The following is a 23,109-nucleotide window of genomic DNA, read 5'->3' as shown; positions in this document are numbered from 1 at the left end:
AATTTTAGCTAAGTTAGATACGAAAACGGCTACCTTTAGGTAGCCGTTTTTATTTATTGATATCACATCACTGATGTTTCACGTGGAACATCAGCCAATGTACAAATTAACCAGAGTAAGCGCTGTGCCAATCTCGCCACACCGGATCGAAGCCACGCTGCCGAATCATAGCTTCAACATCAGCCGCACTTCTCTCATCACTTATCTCAAACTGCTCAAGCTCTTCCTCACCCGAAGCATAACCGCCCGGTTGAGTTTTTGACGCGGCAGACATACTAGTGATGCCTAAGGGCAACACGTTATCGCGGAACGTTGCTGACTCACGAGTCGAAAGTGACAGCTCAACCTCAGGGTTTAATAGTCGATAGGCACAGATTAGTTGAACTAGCTGTTTGTCACTCATGATCGACTTTGGTTGCAAACCACCCTCACAAGGACGAAGACGTGGGAAAGAAATCGAGTAGCGCGTTTGCCAGTACGTACGTTCAAGGTAGTCTAAATGGGCGGCCACGAAGAAGCAGTCGGTTCGCCAATCTTCCAAACCAATCAAAGCACCGATACCTATCTTATCAATACCCGCCTTTGCCAAACGATCGGGCGTTTCAAGCCGGTATTCAAAATCCATTTTGTTACCACGCAAGTGGTGTTCAGCGTAGGTGCTTGGACTATACGTTTCTTGGTAGACCATCACGGCGTCTAAGCCTAGTGTTTTAAGCTCCGCGTAGTCATCTTGATCAAGCGGCTGCACTTCCATCGCGAGGTAATTAAATTGCGCTTTGATATTCGGCAACACCTCACGAAAGTATTTCATACCAACTTTTGTTTCGTGTTCGCCGGTAACCAATAACACGCTATCGAACTTCATCTTTTTGATGGCTGCGCTCTCAGCATCAATTTCATCTAAAGTTAATGTGCGACGCTTGATGCGGTTCTCCATTGAAAAACCACAATACGTACACGCATTCGCGCACAAGTTGGATAAATACAAAGGAATATACAACGACATCGTGTTGCCAAATCGCTTACGTGTTAACGCCAACGATTGTTGTGCCATCTGCTCTAAGTAAGGTTCTGCCGCCGGAGAGATCAAAGCCTTAAAATCTTCTAAATCTCGTTTGGGTTTACTCAGAGCACGTTCAACATCCGCTGCCGTTTTACTGAAGATCGACATACCAATGTCATCCCAGTTGAGCTGTTTAAATCGATAAACAAACGTCATAGTAATACTACTCGTCTAGGAATGAAGTTAACGGACTAGAAGCAACCGCATGAGACACCTGCCCCGCGAGACCTGCAAGGTAAGCCATACGCCCCGCTTCAACTGCCAACTTAAAAGCAATCGCCATTTCAACCGGTTGTTGAGAAGCAGCAATCGCGGTATTCACTAACACAGCATCAGCACCCATTTCCATTGCACGCGCCGCATGTGACGGAGCACCAATGCCAGCATCAACAATCACAGGTACATTCGCTTGGTCGATGATGATCTCCAAGAAGTCAGCTGACGCGATTCCCTTATTTGAACCAATCGGTGCACCAAGCGGCATTACAGCTGCACAACCAACCTCTTCTAGGCGCTTACACAAAACAGGGTCAGCATGGCAATAAGGCAAAACAACAAAGCCATCTTTTACCAGTTGCTCAGCCGCGTTAAGTGTCTCGATTGGGTCTGGCATCAAGTATTTTGGATCTGGGTGAATCTCAAGTTTAAGCCAGTTAGTGCCAAGCGCTTCACGAGCTAAATGTGCGGCAAAAACCGCATCCTTCGCGCTCTTCGCGCCAGAGGTATTCGGAAGCAGATTTACGCCTGCATCAATAATGGGCTGTAAGATATCGTCTTGTTCAGAACGAATATCGACTCTCTTCAGTGCCATGGTAGCCAGTTGAGAACCTGAAGCTTCGATAGCACTCGCCATCAAATGCTTGTTGGCGAACTTGCCTGTGCCAGTGAACAATCGTGATTGGAATGTTTTATCTGCGATGGTTAACATGGTTAGCCCCCTGCAATAGCTTGAAAAAGAGAGATAGAATCGCCTTCATTGACGATGGTTTGTTGCCACTGGCTGCGTGGGACAACCGCGTTATTGATAGCGAATACACACCCCAAATCAGGTAGCGAAAGCGAATGAATAATGTCTGCAAGAGAAGATGATTGCGCGACCTGCTCTGGTTGCTCGTTTATTGAAATAGTTATGTTGCTCATAGTGCTTCTTCTTCTAAATTATTGGTCACTGACGAATTGCACACCGGACATTCGATATCTTGCGTGACCATTAGGTTCTGCCAGTTCATGCTCTTACCGTCGAACAGCTTGAGCTGATGTGTCGCCACTTGAAACTCCCCACTGCTAACGCGCTGAATAGCAGCAAGAGCTTGGAGGTTTCCAATAGTCCCGACCACAGGCCCAATGATGCCACTGTCACTACAACGCGTTGTTTGTGGATGATGGTCAAATGGGAAAAGGCAGTGGTAACACCCCTGCTGGTTTTGGTAATCGAAGACAACAAACTGACCTTTCCAACCAATTGCGGAGCCCGATATCAATGGTGTGTTAGCTTCGAAACATGATTGGTTAACCTGTTGGCGTGTCGTGAAGTTGTCGGTACAGTCCAACACAACATCAGCTAGCATCACTTCAAGCTTTAACTGGCTTTCTGCCATTCGCTTGTTGATGGTCCGAACTTGGCTTCTACCATTTAGCTCACTCAGCTGTAGTTTCAGTGCATCGACTTTAGCTGTACCAAGGTCGCTTTCTTTGAAAGCGACCTGTCGTTGTAGATTAGACGAGTCGACACAATCATCATCAACCAGTACGATTTTGCCGATGCCAGACGCCGCTAGATAGAGAGCCGCAGCATTCCCCAAACCACCACAACCAATCACTAACACATGACCGTTTAGTAGATTTCGTTGTCCTTGTTCACCAATTTCAGGTAATGCAATTTGGCGTTGATAGCGTACAAATTCAAAGTCACTCAGCATGGCTCAACTCCTGACTAACCTCTTCAGTAAAGGTTGAAGAGTTGCCATTCATAAGAGCCTCGAAAAATTCAATAACCGCTTTTGGATCTTCCGCCAATGTAATTGCACGCACTACCGCGAGGCTGGAGACACCACAATTCCATACCTGCTCCGCCGTCGATTGGTCAATGCCACCAATAGCCACGGTCGGATAACCAACAAGTTCTTCACTGTATGGAATGGTATCGATAAGCTGCTGGTAAAGAGCTAAACGCACTAGGCCCTGCGGCTTCGATGGCATCTGCTTCGTGGTAGTTGGGAAGATATGTCCCAACGCGATGTAACTTGGGTTTATTTGAACGATGCGTAACAACTCATAGTAGCCATGTGTCGATAGACCTATCTTGATGCCCGCTTTACTCAATTGTGAAAGGTTCGACTCTTCAATATCCTCTTGTCCCAAGTGAACACCAAAAGCGCCATGTTTGAGTGCAAGTTGCCAATAGTCATTGATAAAAACTTGAGCCTTGTATTGTCTACCGAGTGCGATAGAACGTGCGACTTGATGTTCCAAATCCGTTTGCTTAGGATTCTTAATTCGCAGTTGTACCGTATTGATTCCAAGCTTAAGCAGCCTTTCAACCCAAGCAACATCATCGACAACTGGGTATAGCCCGAGGCTTTTCTTCGTCAAATCAGGGAATGAAAGTGACGTTCCTTGATGAGTCCAACCAACGCTAATACCTAAGCGCTCGTCTTCTAAAACCGGAGTTGGGAACTCTTGGTAATGACTCGGCCATGTTCCACGTGAAACATTAGACGCTGCACGCGCTAGAACCAATGCATCTTCTAGTGGGAAATCTAGAGCCAATAGCGTTAGTAACCACGAAAAGTGATGGCGGCTATCTATTGCTTGAGGGTCGTTGGTAATACTTTTGATAGCTCGATTGGCGTTTAAGTGTGACCAAATATCTAATACAGCGGCGTCGCTGGTTACCCCAACATGTATCGTATTCGGGTGTTGCGCTAAAGCATCGCGAACATCTGTCAGCGATAAAGACTCATCATAACTTACGATATGATCAAGCGAGCTTAGCTGATCCGCTTTAACTGAAAAGACATCGGAAGCAAAACCAATAGCAAGTGAGTGATGAGAATCAACGATAGAGAAGTATTGAGTTGGGCTGACACCCAACTCAACTGCATCGGTTGCTAAACCTTGTCGCTTGGCAACCAATAGACAGTGTTGAACCTCTCCCGTTAACTCAATATATTGAGATGGGATCAGAATTTTCACTGTCATTACTCCTCTAATTGAGCTTCTTTCGCACCAACGGCTGGGTGATAAAGTTCAGAGCCAGTATCACGGAACTCTTGTGATTTTTGACGCATCCCTTCCAACGGGTTATCTAGCATCTTAATCTCGATAGCCTGATCCGCTGCTACTTGTTCTGTGTCTTTCGCGTACTCTCTCACTTCCTGAGAAATCTTCATCGAGCAGAACTTAGGTCCACACATAGAACAGAAATGCGCAACCTTACCTGATTCTTGTGGCAAGGTTTCATCATGGAAAGAGCGGGCTGTATCTGGGTCTAGTGCTAGGTTAAATTGGTCTTCCCAGCGGAATTCGAAGCGCGCTTTAGAAAGCGCATTGTCACGGATTTGTGCGCCTGGATGCCCTTTTGCCAAATCAGCAGCGTGTGCCGCCAGCTTGTAAGTAATCAAGCCAGTCTTAACATCCTCTTTGTTTGGCAAACCTAAATGCTCTTTAGGCGTTACATAACAAAGCATCGCACAGCCGTACCAACCGATCATCGCTGCACCGATACCCGAGGTAATATGGTCATAACCAGGGGCAATGTCTGTAGTCAGCGGGCCTAATGTATAGAAAGGTGCTTCATGACAATGCTCTAGTTGCTCATCCATATTCTCTTTGATCATGTGCATCGGAACGTGTCCAGGGCCTTCGATTATCACCTGTACATCATATTCCCACGCTACTTTCGTCAACTCACCTAAGGTGCGAAGTTCAGCAAATTGAGCCTCGTCATTGGCATCAGCAATAGATCCCGGGCGCAGGCCATCACCTAATGAAAGTGCTACATCGTACTTCGCACAGATCTCACAAATCTCACGGAAGTGGGTGTATAGAAAGCTTTCTTGGTGATGAGCAAGACACCATTTCGCAATGATAGAACCACCACGAGAGACAATGCCGGTAACACGCTTAGCCGTCATAGGGACATAGCGAAGAAGCAAGCCAGCATGAATCGTAAAGTAGTCGACGCCCTGCTCTGCTTGCTCGATTAAGGTATCACGCATCACTTCCCAGTTAAGGTCTTCGGCTACACCATTAACTTTTTCAAGTGCCTGATACATAGGAACCGTACCAATTGGCACTGGACTATTACGTAGAATCCACTCTCGTGTTTCGTGAATATTTCGACCAGTCGACAAGTCCATCACCGTATCGCCGCCCCAGCGAGTTGACCAAACTAGCTTCTCAACCTCCTCTTCAATCGAAGAGCTTACCGAAGAGTTACCAATATTAGCGTTTACTTTCACGAGGAAATTACGGCCAATAATCATCGGCTCCGACTCTGGGTGGTTGATGTTTGAAGGGATAATAGCTCGACCTTCAGCAACCTCTTTACGTACGAATTCAGGGGTAATTTCTTTTGGAAGATTTGCGCCAAAGTTATGGCCAGGGTGTTGGTGGTTCAGTTGCTCATCTGCAAACTTCTGACGCCCCATATTCTCGCGAATAGCAATGTATTCCATCTCAGGGGTAATAATCCCCTTACGAGCATAGTGCAACTGAGTCACACATTGCTCGCCAGTCGCACGACGAATTCTAGGTAGGTTTCCGTAACGAAGGTCGTCTAAGGTTTCGTCCTCTAGACGCTCTTTGGTGTAAACAGAGCTAACATCATCTAATAGTTCAGTATCACCACGCTCTTCGATCCACTGCTCTCTTAGCTTTGGAAGGCCGTTATAAAGGTCTATCTCGTGCGTTGGGTCGGTATAAACACCGGAGGTGTCATAGACGTGAATAGGAGCATTAGGTTCAAATACAGGCTCTTTTTTGGTACCACCAACAAGGCTACCAGCGAGTGATATCTCTCGTACAGGGACTTGAATGTCCTCTCGAGAGCCTTGGATGTAAGCTTTCTTTGAATTTGGATAAGGTTGCACTGATAAAGAATCGATGAAATTCTTCGCTTCCAGTCTTGCTTGTTTACGACTCGACATAGCATTTTTCCTTGGCTTTTAGCCATTATTTATTGGGATAAAAATGCTTGACGGATTGATGCTACAAGAGGGATCACGGTAAGAAATACAGTTGTGATCTGGTGATAGATCTCTAGAGGGATTCTAGTTAGATATCTACTCTTGTTCCCTTCGCAGGTATTAGCCTGATCAGGTTCAACGGATCCCGAGTTAACGGTCTCAGCCATATGGCACTCCGACAAGTTCTATCGAGTATATAAAAACGGCTTGGATAAACCAAGCCGAGTTGTTAACAAATCGTAAGAAGATTTTATGACTTTATCAAAAGTTGGAAGCCGATCCATGCTGCAGAGATACTTAACACCACATTGAGTAGTACGTTTAGTCCCATTTTGAAAAATGCGCCTTGCTGCATTAAAAGAACGTTATCCATCGAAAAAGTTGAGAATGTAGTCAAAGCACCAAGAAAGCCCAAGCCAATGATCTGTCTCCATGGTTCAGTTGCAACCATCTCATTTTCAAATGCAGCGATCAGTAGACCCATAATAAAAGAACCAACCACGTTAACAGTTAGCGTACCATAAGGAAAACCACGCCCTAGCAGTAGTACACACAGCTCTGAAATCAGATAACGTGAACAAGCACCAAATGCACCACCAATGGCAATAAAGCCTAAAATAGATAACTGACCCATGAATCCTCCCAAATAACAGTTCCTATATTCTAGCTTTACAGCCGATAAAAGCGAGGATGGAAACTAAGAATGTATGCGCAAATATTAAACGTTACAGGTGTCACTTAACTTCGATATAACCCATCAGTCCTGTTTTCATATGTTCAATCACATGACAGTGATACATCCAACGTCCGGGATTGTCCGCTACAAATGCCGCTTTCGCTCGGCCGTTCTTTCCAAGTAACACGGTATCCGTGTGAAAAGGCTCCTCAATTTTTTTGCCATCTAACTCAAGTACCGTGAACGTATGACCATGTATATGGATCGGGTGATGGTATTGGGTAACATTCTTAAGATCGAATATATAAGTTTTACCGAGCTCTAATGTAGCGAGTGGTTCTGGGATATTGTCTTTACTCATCCCCTCCCAGGCTCTTTTATTTGTCAGCCAAAACTTAGGCATGGATTTCCCATCTTTAGAAACGGGCGACACCGCCCCTTCCCACTCAAACACAAAATCGATCTCTTCTGCGTTAGCGAGGTCTAACTTAGGTACAGGATTAAGAGGCAATAGCGGAAGTGTTTGGCCCTCTATGAGCGTGGAATTTACAACCTCAAACTCACACAAGGAAAAAGGAAAACGTCCCTTCATTTGCAGCACATTGACTCGTTTACCTGCCTTTGGAGCAATCAGACCGATGTCGACACGCATACCGGGACCGATTTTATGTTCAGTCAATCTGTAAGGTGTTTTTATCGGGTTGCCATCTATAGCAATAACCCATGCCTCTGCACCTTCAACAGCGATAGGATAAGTGATTGTGTTATCAACATTGGCTATACGAAGCCTAGTTGTTGCATGCTGCTTTAGTTGATAAGTAGGCTCATGTACTCCATTAACACTGCTCCACTCCCCAGGAGTCCCCATACGAGCGCTAAGGCGTGGGATCATTAAGTCCTTCCACTGACCTTGTTTATCAAGGTGCCAGTGTTTAAGCATCAAGGCGTGCTCTTCATCGAACTGAACTGGTGTGCTCTCTTCAACAACAATTAGACCGACTAAGCCCATACCAAGCTGCTTAACACTGTTCATGTGTGGGTGATACCAGAATGTACCCGCATCCGGTGGCGTAAACTCATAGACGAACGTTTCACCAGGCATAATTGGTGGCTGACTCAAGAAAGGCACCCCATCCATTTCGATAGGTATTCTTAAACCATGCCAGTGAATTGTGGTTGGTTCTGATAGCTTATTAGTGAAATGAATCGTAACTGTTTCGCCCTGTCGACAGCGAATTGTTGGCGCAGGGATCTTACCGTTGAACCCCAAAACATTGGTAGTAAACCCAGGTACAATTTCAGCAGTCGAAGGCTCAGCAGTTAAGTCATAAACATACCCTCCCTTCTCATCAACCAACCGCTTCATAGAACAAGCAGGGAGAACTGTGAGTGCAGATATAGCGAGAGATGATTGAATAAATTTACGACGAGAGATATCCATATTTGTAGCCTTTTAGTAATAACGACCAAAATGTAACAAAATATTGAGAATAATTCTCATAAAGAAATGAAGTTTGTGCTTTGACTATTAATAAAAGAGGCTGAGATAAGTAAGCACTTACATTATCTCATCAGAATTAGCGGAACGAGTGAATAATTGACTGGGATCTGGAGCGGTAAAAAGCAAAAAGGCTCTAGCATTTCTGCTAGAGCCTTTAATATGGCAGGGGTGGAGAGATTCGAACTCCCAACACGCGGATTTGGAATCCGCTGCTCTGCCAATTGGAGCTACACCCCTAAAACTTTTTGTACTTTAGATTCGAAAAAACCTCGCACTAGGCGAGGTTATCGAATAAGTGGCGGAGTGGACGGGACTCGAACCCGCGACCCCCGGCGTGACAGGCCGGTATTCTAACCAACTGAACTACCACTCCGCAGTGGACTACTTGTCGTCGCTGACAAGTCGTTCATAATTTAAAGCCTGGCGATGTCCTACTCTCACATGGGGAAGCCCCACACTACCATCGGCGCTATTGTGTTTCACTTCTGAGTTCGGCATGGAATCAGGTGGGTCCACAATGCTATGGTCGCCAAGCAAATTTTAAAATTCGGAAAGCTGTTTCTTGTTCTCTTAAACTCATTCAAGCGTTTGTATCTTATGAGTCCATCAAAACCCCTTGGGTGTTGTATGGTTAAGCCTCACGGGCAATTAGTACAGGTTAGCTCAACGCCTCACAGCGCTTACACACCCTGCCTATCAACGTTCTAGTCTTGAACAACCCTTTAGGACGCTTAAAGCGTCAGGGAAAACTCATCTCAGGGCTCGCTTCCCGCTTAGATGCTTTCAGCGGTTATCGATTCCGAACTTAGCTACCGGGCAATGCCATTGGCATGACAACCCGAACACCAGAGGTTCGTCCACTCCGGTCCTCTCGTACTAGGAGCAGCCCCCTTCAATTTTCCAACGCCCACGGCAGATAGGGACCGAACTGTCTCACGACGTTCTAAACCCAGCTCGCGTACCACTTTAAATGGCGAACAGCCATACCCTTGGGACCGACTTCAGCCCCAGGATGTGATGAGCCGACATCGAGGTGCCAAACACCGCCGTCGATATGAACTCTTGGGCGGTATCAGCCTGTTATCCCCGGAGTACCTTTTATCCGTTGAGCGATGGCCCTTCCATTCAGAACCACCGGATCACTATGACCTGCTTTCGCACCTGCTCGAATTGTCATTCTCGCAGTCAAGCGGGCTTATGCCATTGCACTAACCTCACGATGTCCAACCGTGATTAGCCCACCTTCGTGCTCCTCCGTTACTCTTTGGGAGGAGACCGCCCCAGTCAAACTACCCACCAGGCACTGTCCGTAACCCCGATTCAGGGGCCAACGTTAGAACATCAACACTACAAGGGTGGTATTTCAAGGACGACTCCACCACATCTGGCGACGCGGTTTCAAAGTCTCCCACCTATCCTACACATGTAGGGTCAATGTTCAGTGCCAAGCTGTAGTAAAGGTTCACGGGGTCTTTCCGTCTAGCCGCGGGTACACTGCATCTTCACAGCGATTTCAATTTCACTGAGTCTCGGGTGGAGACAGCGTGGCCATCATTACGCCATTCGTGCAGGTCGGAACTTACCCGACAAGGAATTTCGCTACCTTAGGACCGTTATAGTTACGGCCGCCGTTTACCGGGGCTTCGATCAAGAGCTTCGACCGAAGTCTAACCCCATCAATTAACCTTCCGGCACCGGGCAGGCGTCACACCGTATACGTCATCTTACGATTTTGCACAGTGCTGTGTTTTTAATAAACAGTTGCAGCCACCTGGTATCTGCGACTCTCGTCTGCTCCATCCGCAAGGGACTTCACTGATAAGAGCGTACCTTCTCCCGAAGTTACGGTACCATTTTGCCTAGTTCCTTCACCCGAGTTCTCTCAAGCGCCTTGGTATTCTCTACCCGACCACCTGTGTCGGTTTGGGGTACGATTCCTTACAATCTGAAGCTTAGAGGCTTTTCCTGGAAGCATGGCATCAATGACTTCACTACCGTAGTAGCTCGACATCGTATCTCAGCGTTAAGAAGAACCGGATTTACCTAATTCTTCCGCCTACGTACTTGAACCTGGACAACCGTCGCCAGGCCCACCTAGCCTTCTCCGTCCCCCCATCGCAATTGTAAGAAGTACGGGAATATTAACCCGTTTCCCATCGACTACGCCTTTCGGCCTCGCCTTAGGGGTCGACTTACCCTGCCCCGATTAACGTTGGACAGGAACCCTTGGTCTTCCGGCGAGGGAGTTTTTCACTCCCTTTATCGTTACTCATGTCAGCATTCGCACTTCTGATACCTCCAGCAGCCCTTACAGACCACCTTCAACGGCTTACAGAACGCTCCCCTACCCCACGCACATAAGTGCGTAGCCGCAGCTTCGGTGTATAGCTTAGCCCCGTTACATCTTCCGCGCAGGCCGACTCGACCAGTGAGCTATTACGCTTTCTTTAAATGATGGCTGCTTCTAAGCCAACATCCTGGCTGTCTGAGCCTTCCCACATCGTTTCCCACTTAGCTATACTTTGGGACCTTAGCTGGCGGTCTGGGTTGTTTCCCTCTCCACGACGGACGTTAGCACCCGCCGTGTGTCTCCCGGATAGTACTTACTGGTATTCGGAGTTTGCAAAGGGTTGGTAAGTCGGGATGACCCCCTAGCCTTAACAGTGCTCTACCCCCAGTAGTATTCGTCCGAGGCGCTACCTAAATAGCTTTCGGGGAGAACCAGCTATCTCCAGGTTTGATTGGCCTTTCACCCCTAGCCACAAGTCATCCGCTAATTTTTCAACATTAGTCGGTTCGGTCCTCCAGTTGATGTTACTCAACCTTCAACCTGCCCATGGCTAGATCACCTGGTTTCGGGTCTAATCCTAGCAACTGTACGCCCAGTTAAGACTCGGTTTCCCTACGGCTCCCCTAAACGGTTAACCTTGCTACTAAAATTAAGTCGCTGACCCATTATACAAAAGGTACGCAGTCACACCACGAAGGTGCTCCTACTGCTTGTACGTACACGGTTTCAGGTTCTATTTCACTCCCCTCACAGGGGTTCTTTTCGCCTTTCCCTCACGGTACTGGTTCACTATCGGTCAGTCAGTAGTATTTAGCCTTGGAGGATGGTCCCCCCATATTCAGACAGGATATCACGTGTCCCGCCCTACTCGTTTTCACTGATGATGAGATGTCGACTACGGGGCTATCACCCTTTATTGCGGCACTTTCCAGAGCCTTCGTCTGTCTCATTAAAAGCTTAAGGGCTAATCCAATTTCGCTCGCCGCTACTTTCGGAATCTCGGTTGATTTCTCTTCCTCGGGGTACTTAGATGTTTCAGTTCCCCCGGTTTGCCTCTTGCTGCTATGTATTCACAACAAGATACTTACTTATGTAAGTGGGTTTCCCCATTCGGAAATCCCAGACTCAAATGACTTTTACTGTCTAATCTGGGCTTATCGCAAGTTAATACGTCCTTCATCGCCTCTGACTGCCAAGGCATCCACCGTGTACGCTTAGTCACTTAACCATACAACCCGAAGAGGTCTTTATGTATGGTAAACAACCAAGGTTTTTGGTTGTAATAAGAAGGGTTAATTCTTATTACGTGTTTGCCGGACTCAATTTTGAATACAAGACACTTGAATGTGTTTGTGTTGTGTTTTCTTAGTTAAAAGAAAACATTGAGAACTTTTAATTTGATTAACTCTTAGAGTTAATCAGTCAGCTTTCCAAATTGTTAAAGAGCAAGAGTTTCAAAGCGTTAAACTTTTAACCCATTTTTAAACACACTCGTAAGAATGCTTAAAGATGGTGGGCGATACCGGGCTCGAACCAGTGACCCCCTGCTTGTAAGGCAGGTGCTCTCCCAACTGAGCTAATCGCCCATAAAAGTTTTAATTCCTTATGGAAGGAATGGTGGAGCTATGCGGGATCGAACCGCAGACCTCCTGCGTGCAAGGCAGGCGCTCTCCCAGCTGAGCTATAGCCCCATATTTTTATTTCCTTGGGAGGAAATGGTGGGTCGTGCAGGATTCGAACCTGCGACCAATTGATTAAAAGTCAACTGCTCTACCAACTGAGCTAACGACCCAATGGTATCCCGTAGGGGAGTCGAACCCCTGTTACCGCCGTGAAAGGGCGGTGTCCTAGGCCTCTAGACGAACGGGACACTGGATTGAAGAACTTGGGAGCTCTTCGTCTCTTTTACTTTCTAAACCATATCAATCTGTGTGGACACTTATCGTGAATATCTTCGTATAAGGAGGTGATCCAGCCCCAGGTTCCCCTAGGGCTACCTTGTTACGACTTCACCCCAGTCATGAACCACAAAGTGGTGAGCGTCCTCCCGAAGGTTAAACTACCCACTTCTTTTGCAGCCCACTCCCATGGTGTGACGGGCGGTGTGTACAAGGCCCGGGAACGTATTCACCGTAGCATTCTGATCTACGATTACTAGCGATTCCGACTTCATGGAGTCGAGTTGCAGACTCCAATCCGGACTACGACGCACTTTTTGGGATTCGCTCACTCTCGCAAGTTCGCAGCCCTCTGTATGCGCCATTGTAGCACGTGTGTAGCCCTACTCGTAAGGGCCATGATGACTTGACGTCGTCCCCACCTTCCTCCGGTTTATCACCGGCAGTCTCCCTGGAGTTCCCGACATTACTCGCTGGCAAACAAGGATAAGGGTTGCGCTCGTTGCGGGACTTAACCCAACATTTCACAACACGAGCTGACGACAGCCATGCAGCACCTGTCTCAGAGCTCCCGAAGGCACACCTGCGTCTCCGCTGGCTTCTCTGGATGTCAAGAGTAGGTAAGGTTCTTCGCGTTGCATCGAATTAAACCACATGCTCCACCGCTTGTGCGGGCCCCCGTCAATTCATTTGAGTTTTAATCTTGCGACCGTACTCCCCAGGCGGTCTACTTAACGCGTTAGCTCCGAAAGCCACGGCTCAAGGCCACAACCTCCAAGTAGACATCGTTTACGGCGTGGACTACCAGGGTATCTAATCCTGTTTGCTCCCCACGCTTTCGCATCTGAGTGTCAGTATCTGTCCAGGGGGCCGCCTTCGCCACTGGTATTCCTTCAGATCTCTACGCATTTCACCGCTACACCTGAAATTCTACCCCCCTCTACAGTACTCTAGTTCACCAGTTTCAAATGCAGTTCCGAGGTTGAGCCCCGGGCTTTCACATCTGACTTAATGAACCACCTGCATGCGCTTTACGCCCAGTAATTCCGATTAACGCTCGCACCCTCCGTATTACCGCGGCTGCTGGCACGGAGTTAGCCGGTGCTTCTTCTGTTGCTAACGTCAAGAGATGCCGCTATTAACGACACCCCCTTCCTCACAACTGAAAGTACTTTACAACCCGAAGGCCTTCTTCATACACGCGGCATGGCTGCATCAGGCTTTCGCCCATTGTGCAATATTCCCCACTGCTGCCTCCCGTAGGAGTCTGGACCGTGTCTCAGTTCCAGTGTGGCTGATCATCCTCTCAGACCAGCTAGGGATCGTCGCCTTGGTGAGCCATTACCTCACCAACTAGCTAATCCCACCTAGGCATATCTTGACGCGAGAGGCCCGAAGGTCCCCCTCTTTGGCCCGTAGGCATTATGCGGTATTAGCCATCGTTTCCAATGGTTATCCCCCACATCAAGGCAATTTCCTAGGCATTACTCACCCGTCCGCCGCTCGACGCCGTTATCGTTCCCCGAAGGTTCAGATAACTCGTTTCCGCTCGACTTGCATGTGTTAGGCCTGCCGCCAGCGTTCAATCTGAGCCATGATCAAACTCTTCAATTTAAGATTTTGTCGACTCAATGAATACTGATTACATTACATAGTAATGTTGAATTGACTGTGCCGAATCTTACGATTCGAATTGGTCACTCAGTTCATTGAAATCAAGTTGAAACCGAAGTTTCATTTTTGATATTCATCAACGAGTGCCCACACAGATTGATAGGTTTAAATTGTTAAAGAGCTTTTCCTTTTTGAGCTTCGCTCAAATCGGACGGCCATTTTAGCGATTTAAGTTTTAGTGTCAACCACTATTTTCAAAACTTTTTTCAAGCGCTTGGCTTGGCTAATTTGGCTTGCTGATTCGTTTTGGTTTCCTAAGAAGCCATCCCGTGTCAGCGAGGTGGCATTATAGAGATCAGCGTCACGTTGGCAAGGCCTTTTTTAAGTTTTTCTTACTTTTTTGATTGTTCGAGCGTTTTTTGTTCAAAACACGCCATTTTCACTAGTATTCCCCACAATTAAAGGCTTAAGGTGCCTATATAAAGGAGGATTTATGAGTTCAATTCGTAGTTATAAAGGTATATCACCTCAGATCGGACAAGGTGTCTATATAGATACAAGCTCAGTACTTGTTGGTGATATCAAAATCGGTGATGACTCTAGTGTATGGCCTTTAGTCGCAGCTCGGGGAGATGTGAACCATATCCATATTGGCGATAGAACCAATATCCAGGACGGCAGTGTTCTCCATGTTACCCATAAGAATGCAGAGAACCCTGAAGGTTACCCTCTATTAATAGGCAATGATGTCACGATCGGTCATAAAGTAATGCTGCATGGCTGCACAATTAAAGATCGTGTACTCGTAGGCATGGGCGCTATCGTATTAGATGGTGTGATCGTCGAACAAGACGTGATGATTGGTGCAGGAAGTTTGGTTCCACCTAACAAGGTTCTTGAAAGTGGTTATCTATATGTAGGAAGCCCAGTTAAACAAGCACGTCCACTGAATGATAAGGAACGTGCTTTCTTACAGAAATCAGCTGACAACTATGTTCAGAATAAAAACGACTACCTAGACTCTGTACTTCCCGTTTAAAGCGCTTTGATCTGGATTCTATTAGAGGAGTCATACTCCTCTTCTTCTATTAGCTCTTCCGCTAACTCTTCAATATCAAAACGAAGCTCTGAAAAGATAGCCAAAGCTTGTTCGCCGCTTTCGATGTCTTTACATGATAATCGTGACAACTCTTCAATCGACACTACACACTCAATCAATGCTCCTGATTGTTGCGCTGGAAAAACAATAGATTGGCTCTCTTCATCCCAATCTTGGATATCTGGAAATAGGATTGATTGGTTCATTTTTATAAATACCTTGTTATATCTCTAGGTTCTTACGCAACTCTCTTAAAATCTGTTTTGTTCCCGGGCGAAGACCACGCCACAACATAAAACTCTCAGCCGCTTGTCCTACTAACATCCCCAATCCGTCATAAGCAGCATGAACACCATTATCTAATGCCCATTGGTTGAATACCGTATTGCCCGAACCATAAACCATGTCGTAGACGACACTATTATTGTTAAAGATAGTTGGAGAAACTTCTGGTAGTTGACCACTTAGGCCTGAAGACGTTGAGTTAATAATGACATCAAAGCCTTCGTTCACATCACTTAACCCCATCCCTTTTGTGTTTCCATGCGTAGCAAACATGTCAGCTAACAATTCAGCCTTTGAACTGGTGCGGTTAGCCACCACTAATTGCTGTGGCTTTTGATCAAGCAGAGGTTGAATCACTCCTCTTGCTGCACCACCAGCACCCAGTAAGAGAACTCGAGCTCCCTCTAATACTACTTGGTGTTGAAGTAAATCTTGGACAAGACCTTCACCATCAGTGTTATCACCAATGATTTCTCCGTCATCTAGCTTCTTAAGGGTATTTACGGCACCAGCTAGTTGAGCTCTTTCAGTCAAACGATTAGCAAACTGATAAGCGTCTTCTTTGAAGGGTGCGGTGACGTTACACCCTCTTCCACCTTCACTAAAAAAGGCTTTAGCCGAGGTAATGAACTGGCCATGTTCTGGCTGTAGTGCTGTATAGGTAAGTTGTTGGTTAGTTTGGCGAGCAAATAACGTATGGATGAATGGCGATTTGCTTTGCCCAATAGGGTTACCGAAAACGGCATAACGATCTACTTGCTGTGTCATATCCTTACCTAACAGAAATTATAAAAAGGGTCATCTATATAGATGACCCTATCACTATCCCTATAAGGAAGGAAGAACTACCAAGCTCGAGGTTTTAGGTAGTCGCTATAAAGCAACGCTTCTGGTGACCCTACTTGAGGTTCGTAACGGTATTCCCAGCGAGCCAATGGCGGCATAGACATCAAGATAGACTCTGTTCGCCCGCCACTTTGTAGGCCAAACAAGGTACCACGGTCATAGACTAGGTTGAATTCAACGTAGCGACCACGGCGGTAAAGTTGGAAGTCACGTTCACGTTCACCATAAGGTGTCTCTTTGCGACGCTCAACAATAGGTAGGTATGCCGCAGCATAGCCTTCACCAACAGCTCGCATGTAAGCAAAGCTCTTTTCAAAGCCCCACTCATTTAAGTCATCAAAGAACAGACCACCAACACCACGCGTTTCATCACGGTGAGGTAGATAGAAGTACTTATCGCACCACTCCTTGTGTTCTTGATACACGTTATCGCCAAATGGCGCACACAGATCTTTAGCGGTTTGATGCCAAGACTGGCAATCTTCATCGAAAGGATAGAATGGCGTTAAGTCGAAACCACCACCGAACCACCAAATAGGGTCTTCGCCTTCTTTTTCGGCAATAAAGAATCGAACGTTAGCATGAGAGGTTGGGATATAAGGGTTTTTAGGGTGGATAACTAACGATACGCCCATTGCCTCAAACTTACGCCCGGCTAATTCAGGGCGATGAGCCGTTGCTGAAGCGGGCATTGCCTTACCTGCAACGTGAGAAAAGTTTACACCACCTTGTTCAAAGACCGCACCGTCAGTCATAACACGAGTACGACCACCGCCACCAAGGCGATCGCCAGGTTCGCGTTCCCATGCATCTTCTTTAAATAGTGCGCTACCATCAGCTTGTTCAAGCTGTTGGCAAATCGAATCTTGTAGGCTCAGTAAAAACTGCTTTACTGCTTCTTTATCAATTGCTGACATTTTACTTTCCTTTGCAGGGTTTAACCCTGTCTCAATATTTTCGACGTTTTTGCATCTCTGATTTCGCTTGGCTTGTCACGACCACCCGTTTTCCCTTCAAGAATCGCAACCAAGTGTTGGCCAAGTTGCTGTTGTACTTCTTCAGTCGTCATACAAGGTGGTTCGCCCGTCAGGTTAGCACTGGTAGAGGTTAACGGCTTACCGAATTCATTACACATTCTTTGAACCAAAGGGTGATCCGTCACTCGCACAGCGATTGAATCAAACTGACCACTCACCCAATCAGTAACTTTAGCACTGGTTGGCATGATCCAAGTGACCGGCCCTGGCCATGTTGCTTTGACCGTCGCAAGTTGCTCATCGGTCAGTTGGGTTTCATCAATATAAGGAAGCAGCTGCTCGTAACTTGCAGCAATCAAGATCAAGCCCTTTTCAACTGGACGCTGTTTTAACTCGAGTAATTTCTTGATGGCATGTGGATTATCAGGATCACAACCAACCCCAAAAACGCCTTCGGTCGGGTAAGCAATGACCTCGCCCTGTTGTAATGCCTGCAATGTATGTTGAAAGTTATCCACGGGTTGCCTCATTAAGTCAGTTATCGAACTCGCTAAGTGTACAAATTATCACTCACTGTTACTAAAGCTATTTGTTTATAAAATGTATCAATTGGCAATTTAGACTGACGCAAACGTTTTCCTAAAGCAATTTTACCCGTATAATGCGCGCAAAATATCTAATCACTAATTAAATCGTACCTGAAGGAGTTTGAGATGACTGTCGGTATTATCATGGGTTCTAAATCTGATTGGCCAACAATGAAGCTAGCTGCGGATATGTTGGATCAGTTTGGCGTAGCGTACGAAACAAAAGTGGTTTCAGCTCACCGCACACCTCAGTTGCTTGCAGACTACGCAACCAGTGCGAAAGAGCGCGGTATTAAAGTCATTATTGCTGGTGCTGGCGGTGCCGCCCACCTACCAGGCATGGCGGCTGCTTTCACAAGCGTACCTGTACTTGGTGTTCCAGTTCAGTCTAAAGCGCTGAAAGGCATGGACTCTCTGCTTTCTATCGTGCAAATGCCAAAAGGTATTGCGGTAGGTACTCTGGCTATCGGTGAAGCGGGTGCAGCGAACGCTGGCATCCTAGCTGCTCAAATCATTGGTACACACAATGAAGAAGTAATGGCAAAAGTAGAAGCATTCCGCTCTGAGCAAACAGAAACGGTACTTGCTAATCCAAACCCTGCAGAGGACTAATTCCCATGCATGTTCTTGTGTTAGGCGCGGGCCAACTTGCTCGCATGATGTCCCTAGCTGGGGCACCGCTGAATATTGAAATTTCTGCTTTTGATGTTGGCAGCAAAAATATTGTTCATCCATTAACGCAAGCGATTCTAGGCAACGGCTTAGAAAATGCGATTGAGCGCGCGGACGTGATTACTGCTGAGTTCGAACACATCCCTCATGATGTGCTTGAAGTATGTGAGCGCAGCGGTAAGTTCTTACCGACCACAGAAGCAATCAAAGCTGGCGGTGACCGTCGCCTCGAAAAAGCGCTATTAGACGAAGCGAACGTGAAGAACGCTAAGTACTATGTGATTAACTCTCGTGAAGACTTTGACGCAGCCATTGCTCATGTTGGCCTACCGATGGTGTTGAAGAGCACACTTGGCGGCTACGATGGCAAAGGCCAGTGGCGTTTGAAAACATTAGAAAGCGTTGAAGCAACTTGGACAGAAATGGCCGAGTGCATTGCTGCAACCGACAATCAAGCAATTGTGGCAGAAGAGTTTGTTCCGTTCGACCGTGAAGTATCACTAGTTGGTGCTCGTGGAACTAATGGAGAGGTTCAAGTTTACCCATTGGCAGAAAACGTTCACACCGATGGCGTATTAAGCCTATCGACCGCAATTGATGATATTCAACTGCAAGAACAAGCGAAAGCCATGTTTACCGCGGTTGCTGAGCGCTTAGATTACGTTGGCGTGCTAGCACTTGAGTTCTTTGACGTTCAAGGTTCACTGCTGGTTAACGAGATTGCACCACGAGTTCATAACTCAGGCCACTGGACACAGCAAGGTGCTGAGACTTGTCAGTTTGAGAATCACCTTCGTGCGGTCTGTGGAATGCCACTAGGTAGCACCAAGTTGATTCGTCCAACCGCAATGATCAACATCCTTGGTGAAGATACTCTACCTGACGCTATTTTGGCTCAAGGTGGTTGTCATGTGCACTGGTATGGTAAAGAGAAACGAGCAGGCCGTAAGATGGGTCACATTAATGTGAGCGCAGACTACAGCGCCGAACTGCAAAGAACATTATGTTCTCTGGCAGATATCCTCGACAAAAAAGCTTATCCAGCTATTCATGAATTTGCTGAGCAAATGAAATAGGCCAGCATAGCTTTGTTAGTTTAGATACAAAAAATGGCGCTCAGTGAGCGCCATTTTTATTTCTATAACCTGAGGCTATTCAGATTGAATGTGGTGACATTTGCGGTCGGCACATTGCTTTTTCATTCCGTGAGCTGTTTTCTTCTCAAGTAATAGCGGGAACTGACACGCTTCGCAACGACCAATAATAGGCGGCTGATTTACTGCAAACTTACACTTAGGGTAGTTATCACATGCGTAGAAGGTTTTACCGTAGCGAGATTTACGCTCGACCAAATGGCCTTTGCCACATTCAGGACAGCCAACCAACGGCTGCTCTTCAGGTTGTTCTTTGGGCTGGCCTAAAGATTCGATGTGATTACACGCAGGGTAGCTGCTACAACCAATAAACATGCCATAGCGACCTTGCCTCAGCACCAGTTCGTTATGGCATTTAGGGCACGGTACACCCAACTCTTTCACTACATGGCCATCGTTTTGGTGCAAAGGCTTGATGTAGTCGCAACTCGGATATTGCTTACAGCCTAAAAACGGGCCATGCTTACCATGGCGGAGCTGAAGCTCTCCGCCACACTGTGGACACGGTTCATGCTCTAGTGCATGTTCATGTGCTGAAAAAAGCTGATTATCAATCTTACTACTCATGATAAGCCTGTATTAATGCAAGATACCTTGCTCTTTGGTGTACAACAGCTCTTCCATTTGCGTGTAAGCACTTTCATTACCCGGTACGTTAAACAGCACCATTAAGATAATCCACTTCAGATCATCCAACTCAAATTCATTGGTTTCTAAACCCATCACACGATCAATCACCATTTCACGAATCTCTGTCGTAAGAACGTTGATCTGCTCAAGGAACAACAAGAAACCGCGACACTCCATATTAATACGTGATACCTCTTTACTTGTGTAAACACGCATCGAGGTATTAGAGCACATAGTAATCGCCGCTTGGTTATCGGTATCTTGCAGTGCAGCAAGGTCTTCTAACCAATGGAGAGCCTTATAAATATCATCTTGGTGAAACCCTGCTCGAAGAAGTTCATCTTCAAGTTCGTCTTGATCCACCTGCAATTCAGAATCGCTATGGATGTAGGTTTCAAACAAGTACATCAGTATGTCCATCATCATAGCTAGCCTCTCCCCTTTCGAATATAGCCACCGGAAACTGCAACAACATGCCCTGAGAGCTCAAGCTCTAAAAGCTGCATCATGACTTCATGCACAGGTATATGGGTTCTCTGTGCCAAAATATCAACGGGTGTCGCCTCTAATCCTACGTTAGCTAACAGATGTGGAAATGGCAATTGTTCATTTTCTTCCAAGCTTGACGCAGGTTCGAATAAATTAGGCTGTTGATCTATAGACCAGTCTAACAGACTCTTTATTTCAACCAATACATCTTGAGCACTCTGTACCAAGCAAGCACCAGCTTTGATTAAGCTGTTGCCTCCACGACTCGTTGGGCTATGAATAGAGCCTGGAAGCGCGAATACTTCACGTCCTTGCTCCAAAGCGTAGCGAGCAGTAATTAGTGAACCACTTTTCTCTGCAGCCTCGATCACCAAGGTTCCTAACGATAAACCACTAATAATACGATTGCGACGCGGGAAATGTTCAGGTCGCGGTTTAGCACTTGGACGAAACTCTGAAATTAGCGCCCCGCTTTCACATATCCGAGCCGCGAGGTTTCTGTGCCGCGCAGGATAAATAGAATCCAAGCCAGACCCGAGCACAGCAAAGGTTTCGCCTCCTTTTTCTAACGCACCATCATGAGCATAGCCATCGATACCTAAGGCTAAACCACTGGTGACAATCAAGCCATTTTGTACAAACTCTTTGGCAAATGATTTCGCAGTCTGTAAACCTTCGATGCCGGCATTACGGCTTCCGACCATGGCGATTTGAGGTTCTATCAGTTTTTCAACGTTGCCCTTAACGAAAAGAACTGTGGGCGCCGAGGCAATCTCACTCAGCAATTTAGGATAATGTGGGCAACTCGGAGTAAGGATGTGATGATTAGGTTGTTTAGCTCGCCAAGCGAGACAAGCCTCTACCTCTCTTGGGGCTTGCTCTCGTAGATAGGAGATTTGTTTAGTTGATAAGCCCAATGCTTGTAGCTGTTGCCCTGAGTAACCAACAATGTTTAAAGGAGAATCAACACTCAGTAGGCGAGCAAGACGCTTTCCCCCCAGTTGCGGAATAAAGCTTAACGTTAACCAAGCGATCAATTGCTGTTCATTCACTCGCTTCCCTCTTCCGTCACAGCTAGATCCAAAGGCGATACTGCCAGAATGTCATTACTCACAGGCTTTGAACTTTGAGTGATCAAGGCGAGGCTAAAATACTCATAAGGTCGAATGACCATAAGGCTGCCCAGCGAGGTACTTGGTAACTGCACCTTATTACTCGCTGCAGACTCTTTATAGCTATATTCACCTTGTTTGCTGAACACGACAGCACCACTTTCACTGAGAGTAAACATAGAGCCTTGGCGAAGATTGTCATGCGAGCCCTTGTTGATCACCACCACCTGATTTTTCGCACTGTATTGATTGCCCTCGAGAGAACCTAATATATTTGCGAACTGACCCGCAGCACTAGGGGCAGGATAAAACGTTATAGAGAGATTCACTTGGTCGACGCCCAGCTCGGGCAGTACTAGATCGTTAAGTAGAACTTCTTGCAGCTGAGTGTCTATCTGTAGACTGCTGAACTCATCATCGACTTCTTTTAAGCGCGCAGTGGCAACCAAGCGCAAAGAAGTAATACTCGCTTGAGGGTGCTGCCTTTGATAAGTTTCAACGGCGCGGTAGATACCCCACTTAGGATGCTGCTGGTTTCCAGATATGAATAATCGGTCTTCCCCAGACAAGAAGCGTTTTCCATCGCTTGTTCCCAACACTCGTTGCGCTGATTCAATATCTTGCTGCCCAACCAAGCGATCAGACTGCAAATAAGGCAAAACCAACCCCTCATTCACAGTAGGCACTGCTTTCTTCTCCGAGACACGAATCTTAGGGCTGAGTTTGATAACAGGCTTGAGGCTCAACACAGGTTCACCATTAATCCAAACCAACGACAACTTGTCTCCGGGATAAATAAGGTGAGGATTTTCTATCTCTGGATTCACCTGCCATAACCTTGGCCACAACCAAGGGCTATCGAGATACATTGCTGAGATGTCCCACAAGGTGTCGCCCTTAACCACCACATAAGCTTCAGGTGCACCTCGCTTAATGGTTAAAGGTTGCTCACTATTCTCTGCCACTGCGACAAAAGAAATTGAGGAAAAAACAAGCGATAAAGTGGGGTAAATATGACGCATGACCT

General features: G+C 46.6%; 19 protein-coding genes, 6 tRNA genes, 3 rRNA genes and 1 riboswitch. Of the genes, 3 read left to right on the top strand and 25 right to left on the bottom strand.

The genetic code is table 11. The annotated features are described in order from the left end of the window. Positions 1-106: 106 nt before the first annotated feature. The 17 genes from thiH to L0991_13590 all read right to left on the bottom strand — a co-directional run bounded on the left by thiH (position 107) and on the right by L0991_13590 (position 14,231). On the bottom strand, positions 107-1,219 hold the full coding sequence (gene thiH / locus L0991_13670) for a 2-iminoacetate synthase ThiH (GenBank protein XGB62401.1): 1,113 nt from the start codon (positions 1,217-1,219) through the stop codon (positions 107-109). Between the two features lie 7 nt (positions 1,220-1,226). After that, positions 1,227-1,991 (bottom strand): thiazole synthase, encoded by a 765-nt coding sequence (locus L0991_13665; protein ID XGB62400.1) that lies wholly within the window; start codon positions 1,989-1,991, stop codon positions 1,227-1,229. A gap of 2 nt (positions 1,992-1,993) precedes the next feature. Then, positions 1,994-2,203 carry a sulfur carrier protein ThiS gene (gene thiS, locus L0991_13660; GenBank protein XGB62399.1) on the bottom strand — a complete coding sequence of 70 codons (210 nt, stop codon included), beginning with the start codon at positions 2,201-2,203 and terminating at the stop codon, positions 1,994-1,996. After that, positions 2,200-2,982: a HesA/MoeB/ThiF family protein gene (locus tag L0991_13655; protein ID XGB62398.1), complete on the bottom strand. Its 783-nt coding sequence runs from the start codon at positions 2,980-2,982 to the stop codon at positions 2,200-2,202. Before L0991_13655 ends, thiS begins: the two co-directional genes overlap by 4 nt. After that, the gene (locus tag L0991_13650) at positions 2,972-4,264 is read right to left on the bottom strand and encodes a thiamine phosphate synthase (GenBank protein XGB62397.1); all 1,293 of its coding nucleotides are present in this window, start codon (positions 4,262-4,264) and stop codon (positions 2,972-2,974) included. Before L0991_13650 ends, L0991_13655 begins: the two co-directional genes overlap by 11 nt. After that, positions 4,264-6,213: a phosphomethylpyrimidine synthase ThiC gene (thiC, locus tag L0991_13645; GenBank protein ID XGB62396.1), complete on the bottom strand. Its 1,950-nt coding sequence runs from the start codon at positions 6,211-6,213 to the stop codon at positions 4,264-4,266. The genes L0991_13650 and thiC overlap by 1 nt, the downstream gene beginning before the upstream one ends. A gap of 128 nt (positions 6,214-6,341) precedes the next feature. After that, positions 6,342-6,440, bottom strand: a riboswitch (TPP riboswitch). A 62-nt stretch (positions 6,441-6,502) separates the two neighbouring features. Then, positions 6,503-6,886 (bottom strand): fluoride efflux transporter CrcB, encoded by a 384-nt coding sequence (gene crcB / locus L0991_13640; protein ID XGB62395.1) that lies wholly within the window; start codon positions 6,884-6,886, stop codon positions 6,503-6,505. Between the two features lie 100 nt (positions 6,887-6,986). Then, the gene (locus tag L0991_13635; GenBank protein XGB62394.1) at positions 6,987-8,369 is read right to left on the bottom strand and encodes a multicopper oxidase family protein; all 1,383 of its coding nucleotides are present in this window, start codon (positions 8,367-8,369) and stop codon (positions 6,987-6,989) included. Between the two features lie 220 nt (positions 8,370-8,589). Beyond that, positions 8,590-8,666, bottom strand: a tRNA-Trp gene (locus L0991_13630). 59 nt (positions 8,667-8,725) lie between these two features. Next, positions 8,726-8,802 (bottom strand) — tRNA-Asp (locus L0991_13625). Between the two features lie 45 nt (positions 8,803-8,847). After that, positions 8,848-8,963: ribosomal RNA gene (rrf, locus tag L0991_13620) — 5S ribosomal RNA — on the bottom strand. 93 nt (positions 8,964-9,056) lie between these two features. Then, positions 9,057-11,947: ribosomal RNA gene (locus tag L0991_13615) — 23S ribosomal RNA — on the bottom strand. Positions 11,948-12,229: 282 nt separating this feature from the next. After that, positions 12,230-12,305: transfer RNA gene (locus L0991_13610), tRNA-Val, on the bottom strand. Positions 12,306-12,334: 29 nt separating this feature from the next. Beyond that, positions 12,335-12,410 (bottom strand) — tRNA-Ala (locus tag L0991_13605). 25 nt (positions 12,411-12,435) lie between these two features. Then, positions 12,436-12,511: transfer RNA gene (locus L0991_13600), tRNA-Lys, on the bottom strand. Between the two features lie 2 nt (positions 12,512-12,513). Further along, positions 12,514-12,589: transfer RNA gene (locus L0991_13595), tRNA-Glu, on the bottom strand. Between the two features lie 89 nt (positions 12,590-12,678). Next, positions 12,679-14,231, bottom strand: a 16S ribosomal RNA gene (locus L0991_13590). Together the 16S, 23S and 5S rRNA genes with 6 tRNA genes alongside form the textbook arrangement of a ribosomal RNA operon. A 493-nt stretch (positions 14,232-14,724) precedes the next feature. Between L0991_13590 and L0991_13585 the strand changes: the two genes are divergently transcribed. Continuing rightward, complete coding sequence (locus L0991_13585; GenBank protein XGB62393.1) at positions 14,725-15,270, top strand: gamma carbonic anhydrase family protein; 546 nt, start codon at positions 14,725-14,727, stop codon at positions 15,268-15,270. Here the strand turns inward: L0991_13585 and L0991_13580 are convergent. The 4 genes from L0991_13580 to L0991_13565 form a co-directional block, all read right to left on the bottom strand. Continuing rightward, complete coding sequence (locus L0991_13580; GenBank protein XGB62392.1) at positions 15,267-15,536, bottom strand: DUF1488 domain-containing protein; 270 nt, start codon at positions 15,534-15,536, stop codon at positions 15,267-15,269. The genes L0991_13585 and L0991_13580 overlap by 4 nt on opposite strands. A gap of 16 nt (positions 15,537-15,552) precedes the next feature. Next, on the bottom strand, positions 15,553-16,383 hold the full coding sequence (gene aroE, locus L0991_13575) for a shikimate dehydrogenase (protein XGB62391.1): 831 nt from the start codon (positions 16,381-16,383) through the stop codon (positions 15,553-15,555). Between the two features lie 77 nt (positions 16,384-16,460). Further along, positions 16,461-17,378, bottom strand: a complete 918-nt coding sequence (gene hemF, locus L0991_13570; protein ID XGB62390.1) for an oxygen-dependent coproporphyrinogen oxidase — start codon at positions 17,376-17,378, stop codon at positions 16,461-16,463. A 20-nt stretch (positions 17,379-17,398) separates the two neighbouring features. Further along, positions 17,399-17,956, bottom strand: a complete 558-nt coding sequence (locus L0991_13565; GenBank protein ID XGB62389.1) for a threonylcarbamoyl-AMP synthase — start codon at positions 17,954-17,956, stop codon at positions 17,399-17,401. 195 nt (positions 17,957-18,151) lie between these two features. Between L0991_13565 and purE the strand changes: the two genes are divergently transcribed. Next, on the top strand, positions 18,152-18,637 hold the full coding sequence (purE, locus tag L0991_13560; GenBank protein ID XGB62388.1) for a 5-(carboxyamino)imidazole ribonucleotide mutase: 486 nt from the start codon (positions 18,152-18,154) through the stop codon (positions 18,635-18,637). A gap of 5 nt (positions 18,638-18,642) precedes the next feature. Then, positions 18,643-19,773, top strand: coding sequence for a 5-(carboxyamino)imidazole ribonucleotide synthase (locus tag L0991_13555; protein ID XGB62387.1), 1,131 nt, complete (start codon positions 18,643-18,645; stop codon positions 19,771-19,773). Between the two features lie 75 nt (positions 19,774-19,848). Here the strand turns inward: L0991_13555 and L0991_13550 are convergent, their stop codons facing one another. Genes L0991_13550 through L0991_13535 form a run of 4 tightly spaced genes read right to left on the bottom strand, consistent with a single transcriptional unit; the run spans position 19,849 to position 23,104 of the window. Continuing rightward, positions 19,849-20,418 (bottom strand): topoisomerase DNA-binding C4 zinc finger domain-containing protein, encoded by a 570-nt coding sequence (locus L0991_13550; GenBank protein XGB62386.1) that lies wholly within the window; start codon positions 20,416-20,418, stop codon positions 19,849-19,851. A gap of 12 nt (positions 20,419-20,430) precedes the next feature. Then, positions 20,431-20,907, bottom strand: a complete 477-nt coding sequence (locus L0991_13545; protein XGB62385.1) for a DUF494 family protein — start codon at positions 20,905-20,907, stop codon at positions 20,431-20,433. A 2-nt stretch (positions 20,908-20,909) separates the two neighbouring features. Then, the gene (gene dprA, locus L0991_13540; GenBank protein XGB62384.1) at positions 20,910-22,022 is read right to left on the bottom strand and encodes a DNA-processing protein DprA; all 1,113 of its coding nucleotides are present in this window, start codon (positions 22,020-22,022) and stop codon (positions 20,910-20,912) included. Then, positions 22,019-23,104, bottom strand: a complete 1,086-nt coding sequence (locus tag L0991_13535) for a LysM peptidoglycan-binding domain-containing protein (GenBank protein ID XGB62383.1) — start codon at positions 23,102-23,104, stop codon at positions 22,019-22,021. The genes dprA and L0991_13535 overlap by 4 nt, the downstream gene beginning before the upstream one ends. Positions 23,105-23,109: the final 5 nt, after the last annotated feature.

Source organism: Vibrio chagasii, from assembly GCA_041879415.1.
Taxonomy (GTDB): Bacteria; Pseudomonadota; Gammaproteobacteria; order Enterobacterales; family Vibrionaceae; genus Vibrio.
Note: the sequence above shows the minus strand (reverse complement) of the source record. Positions and strands in the feature narration are given on the sequence as shown.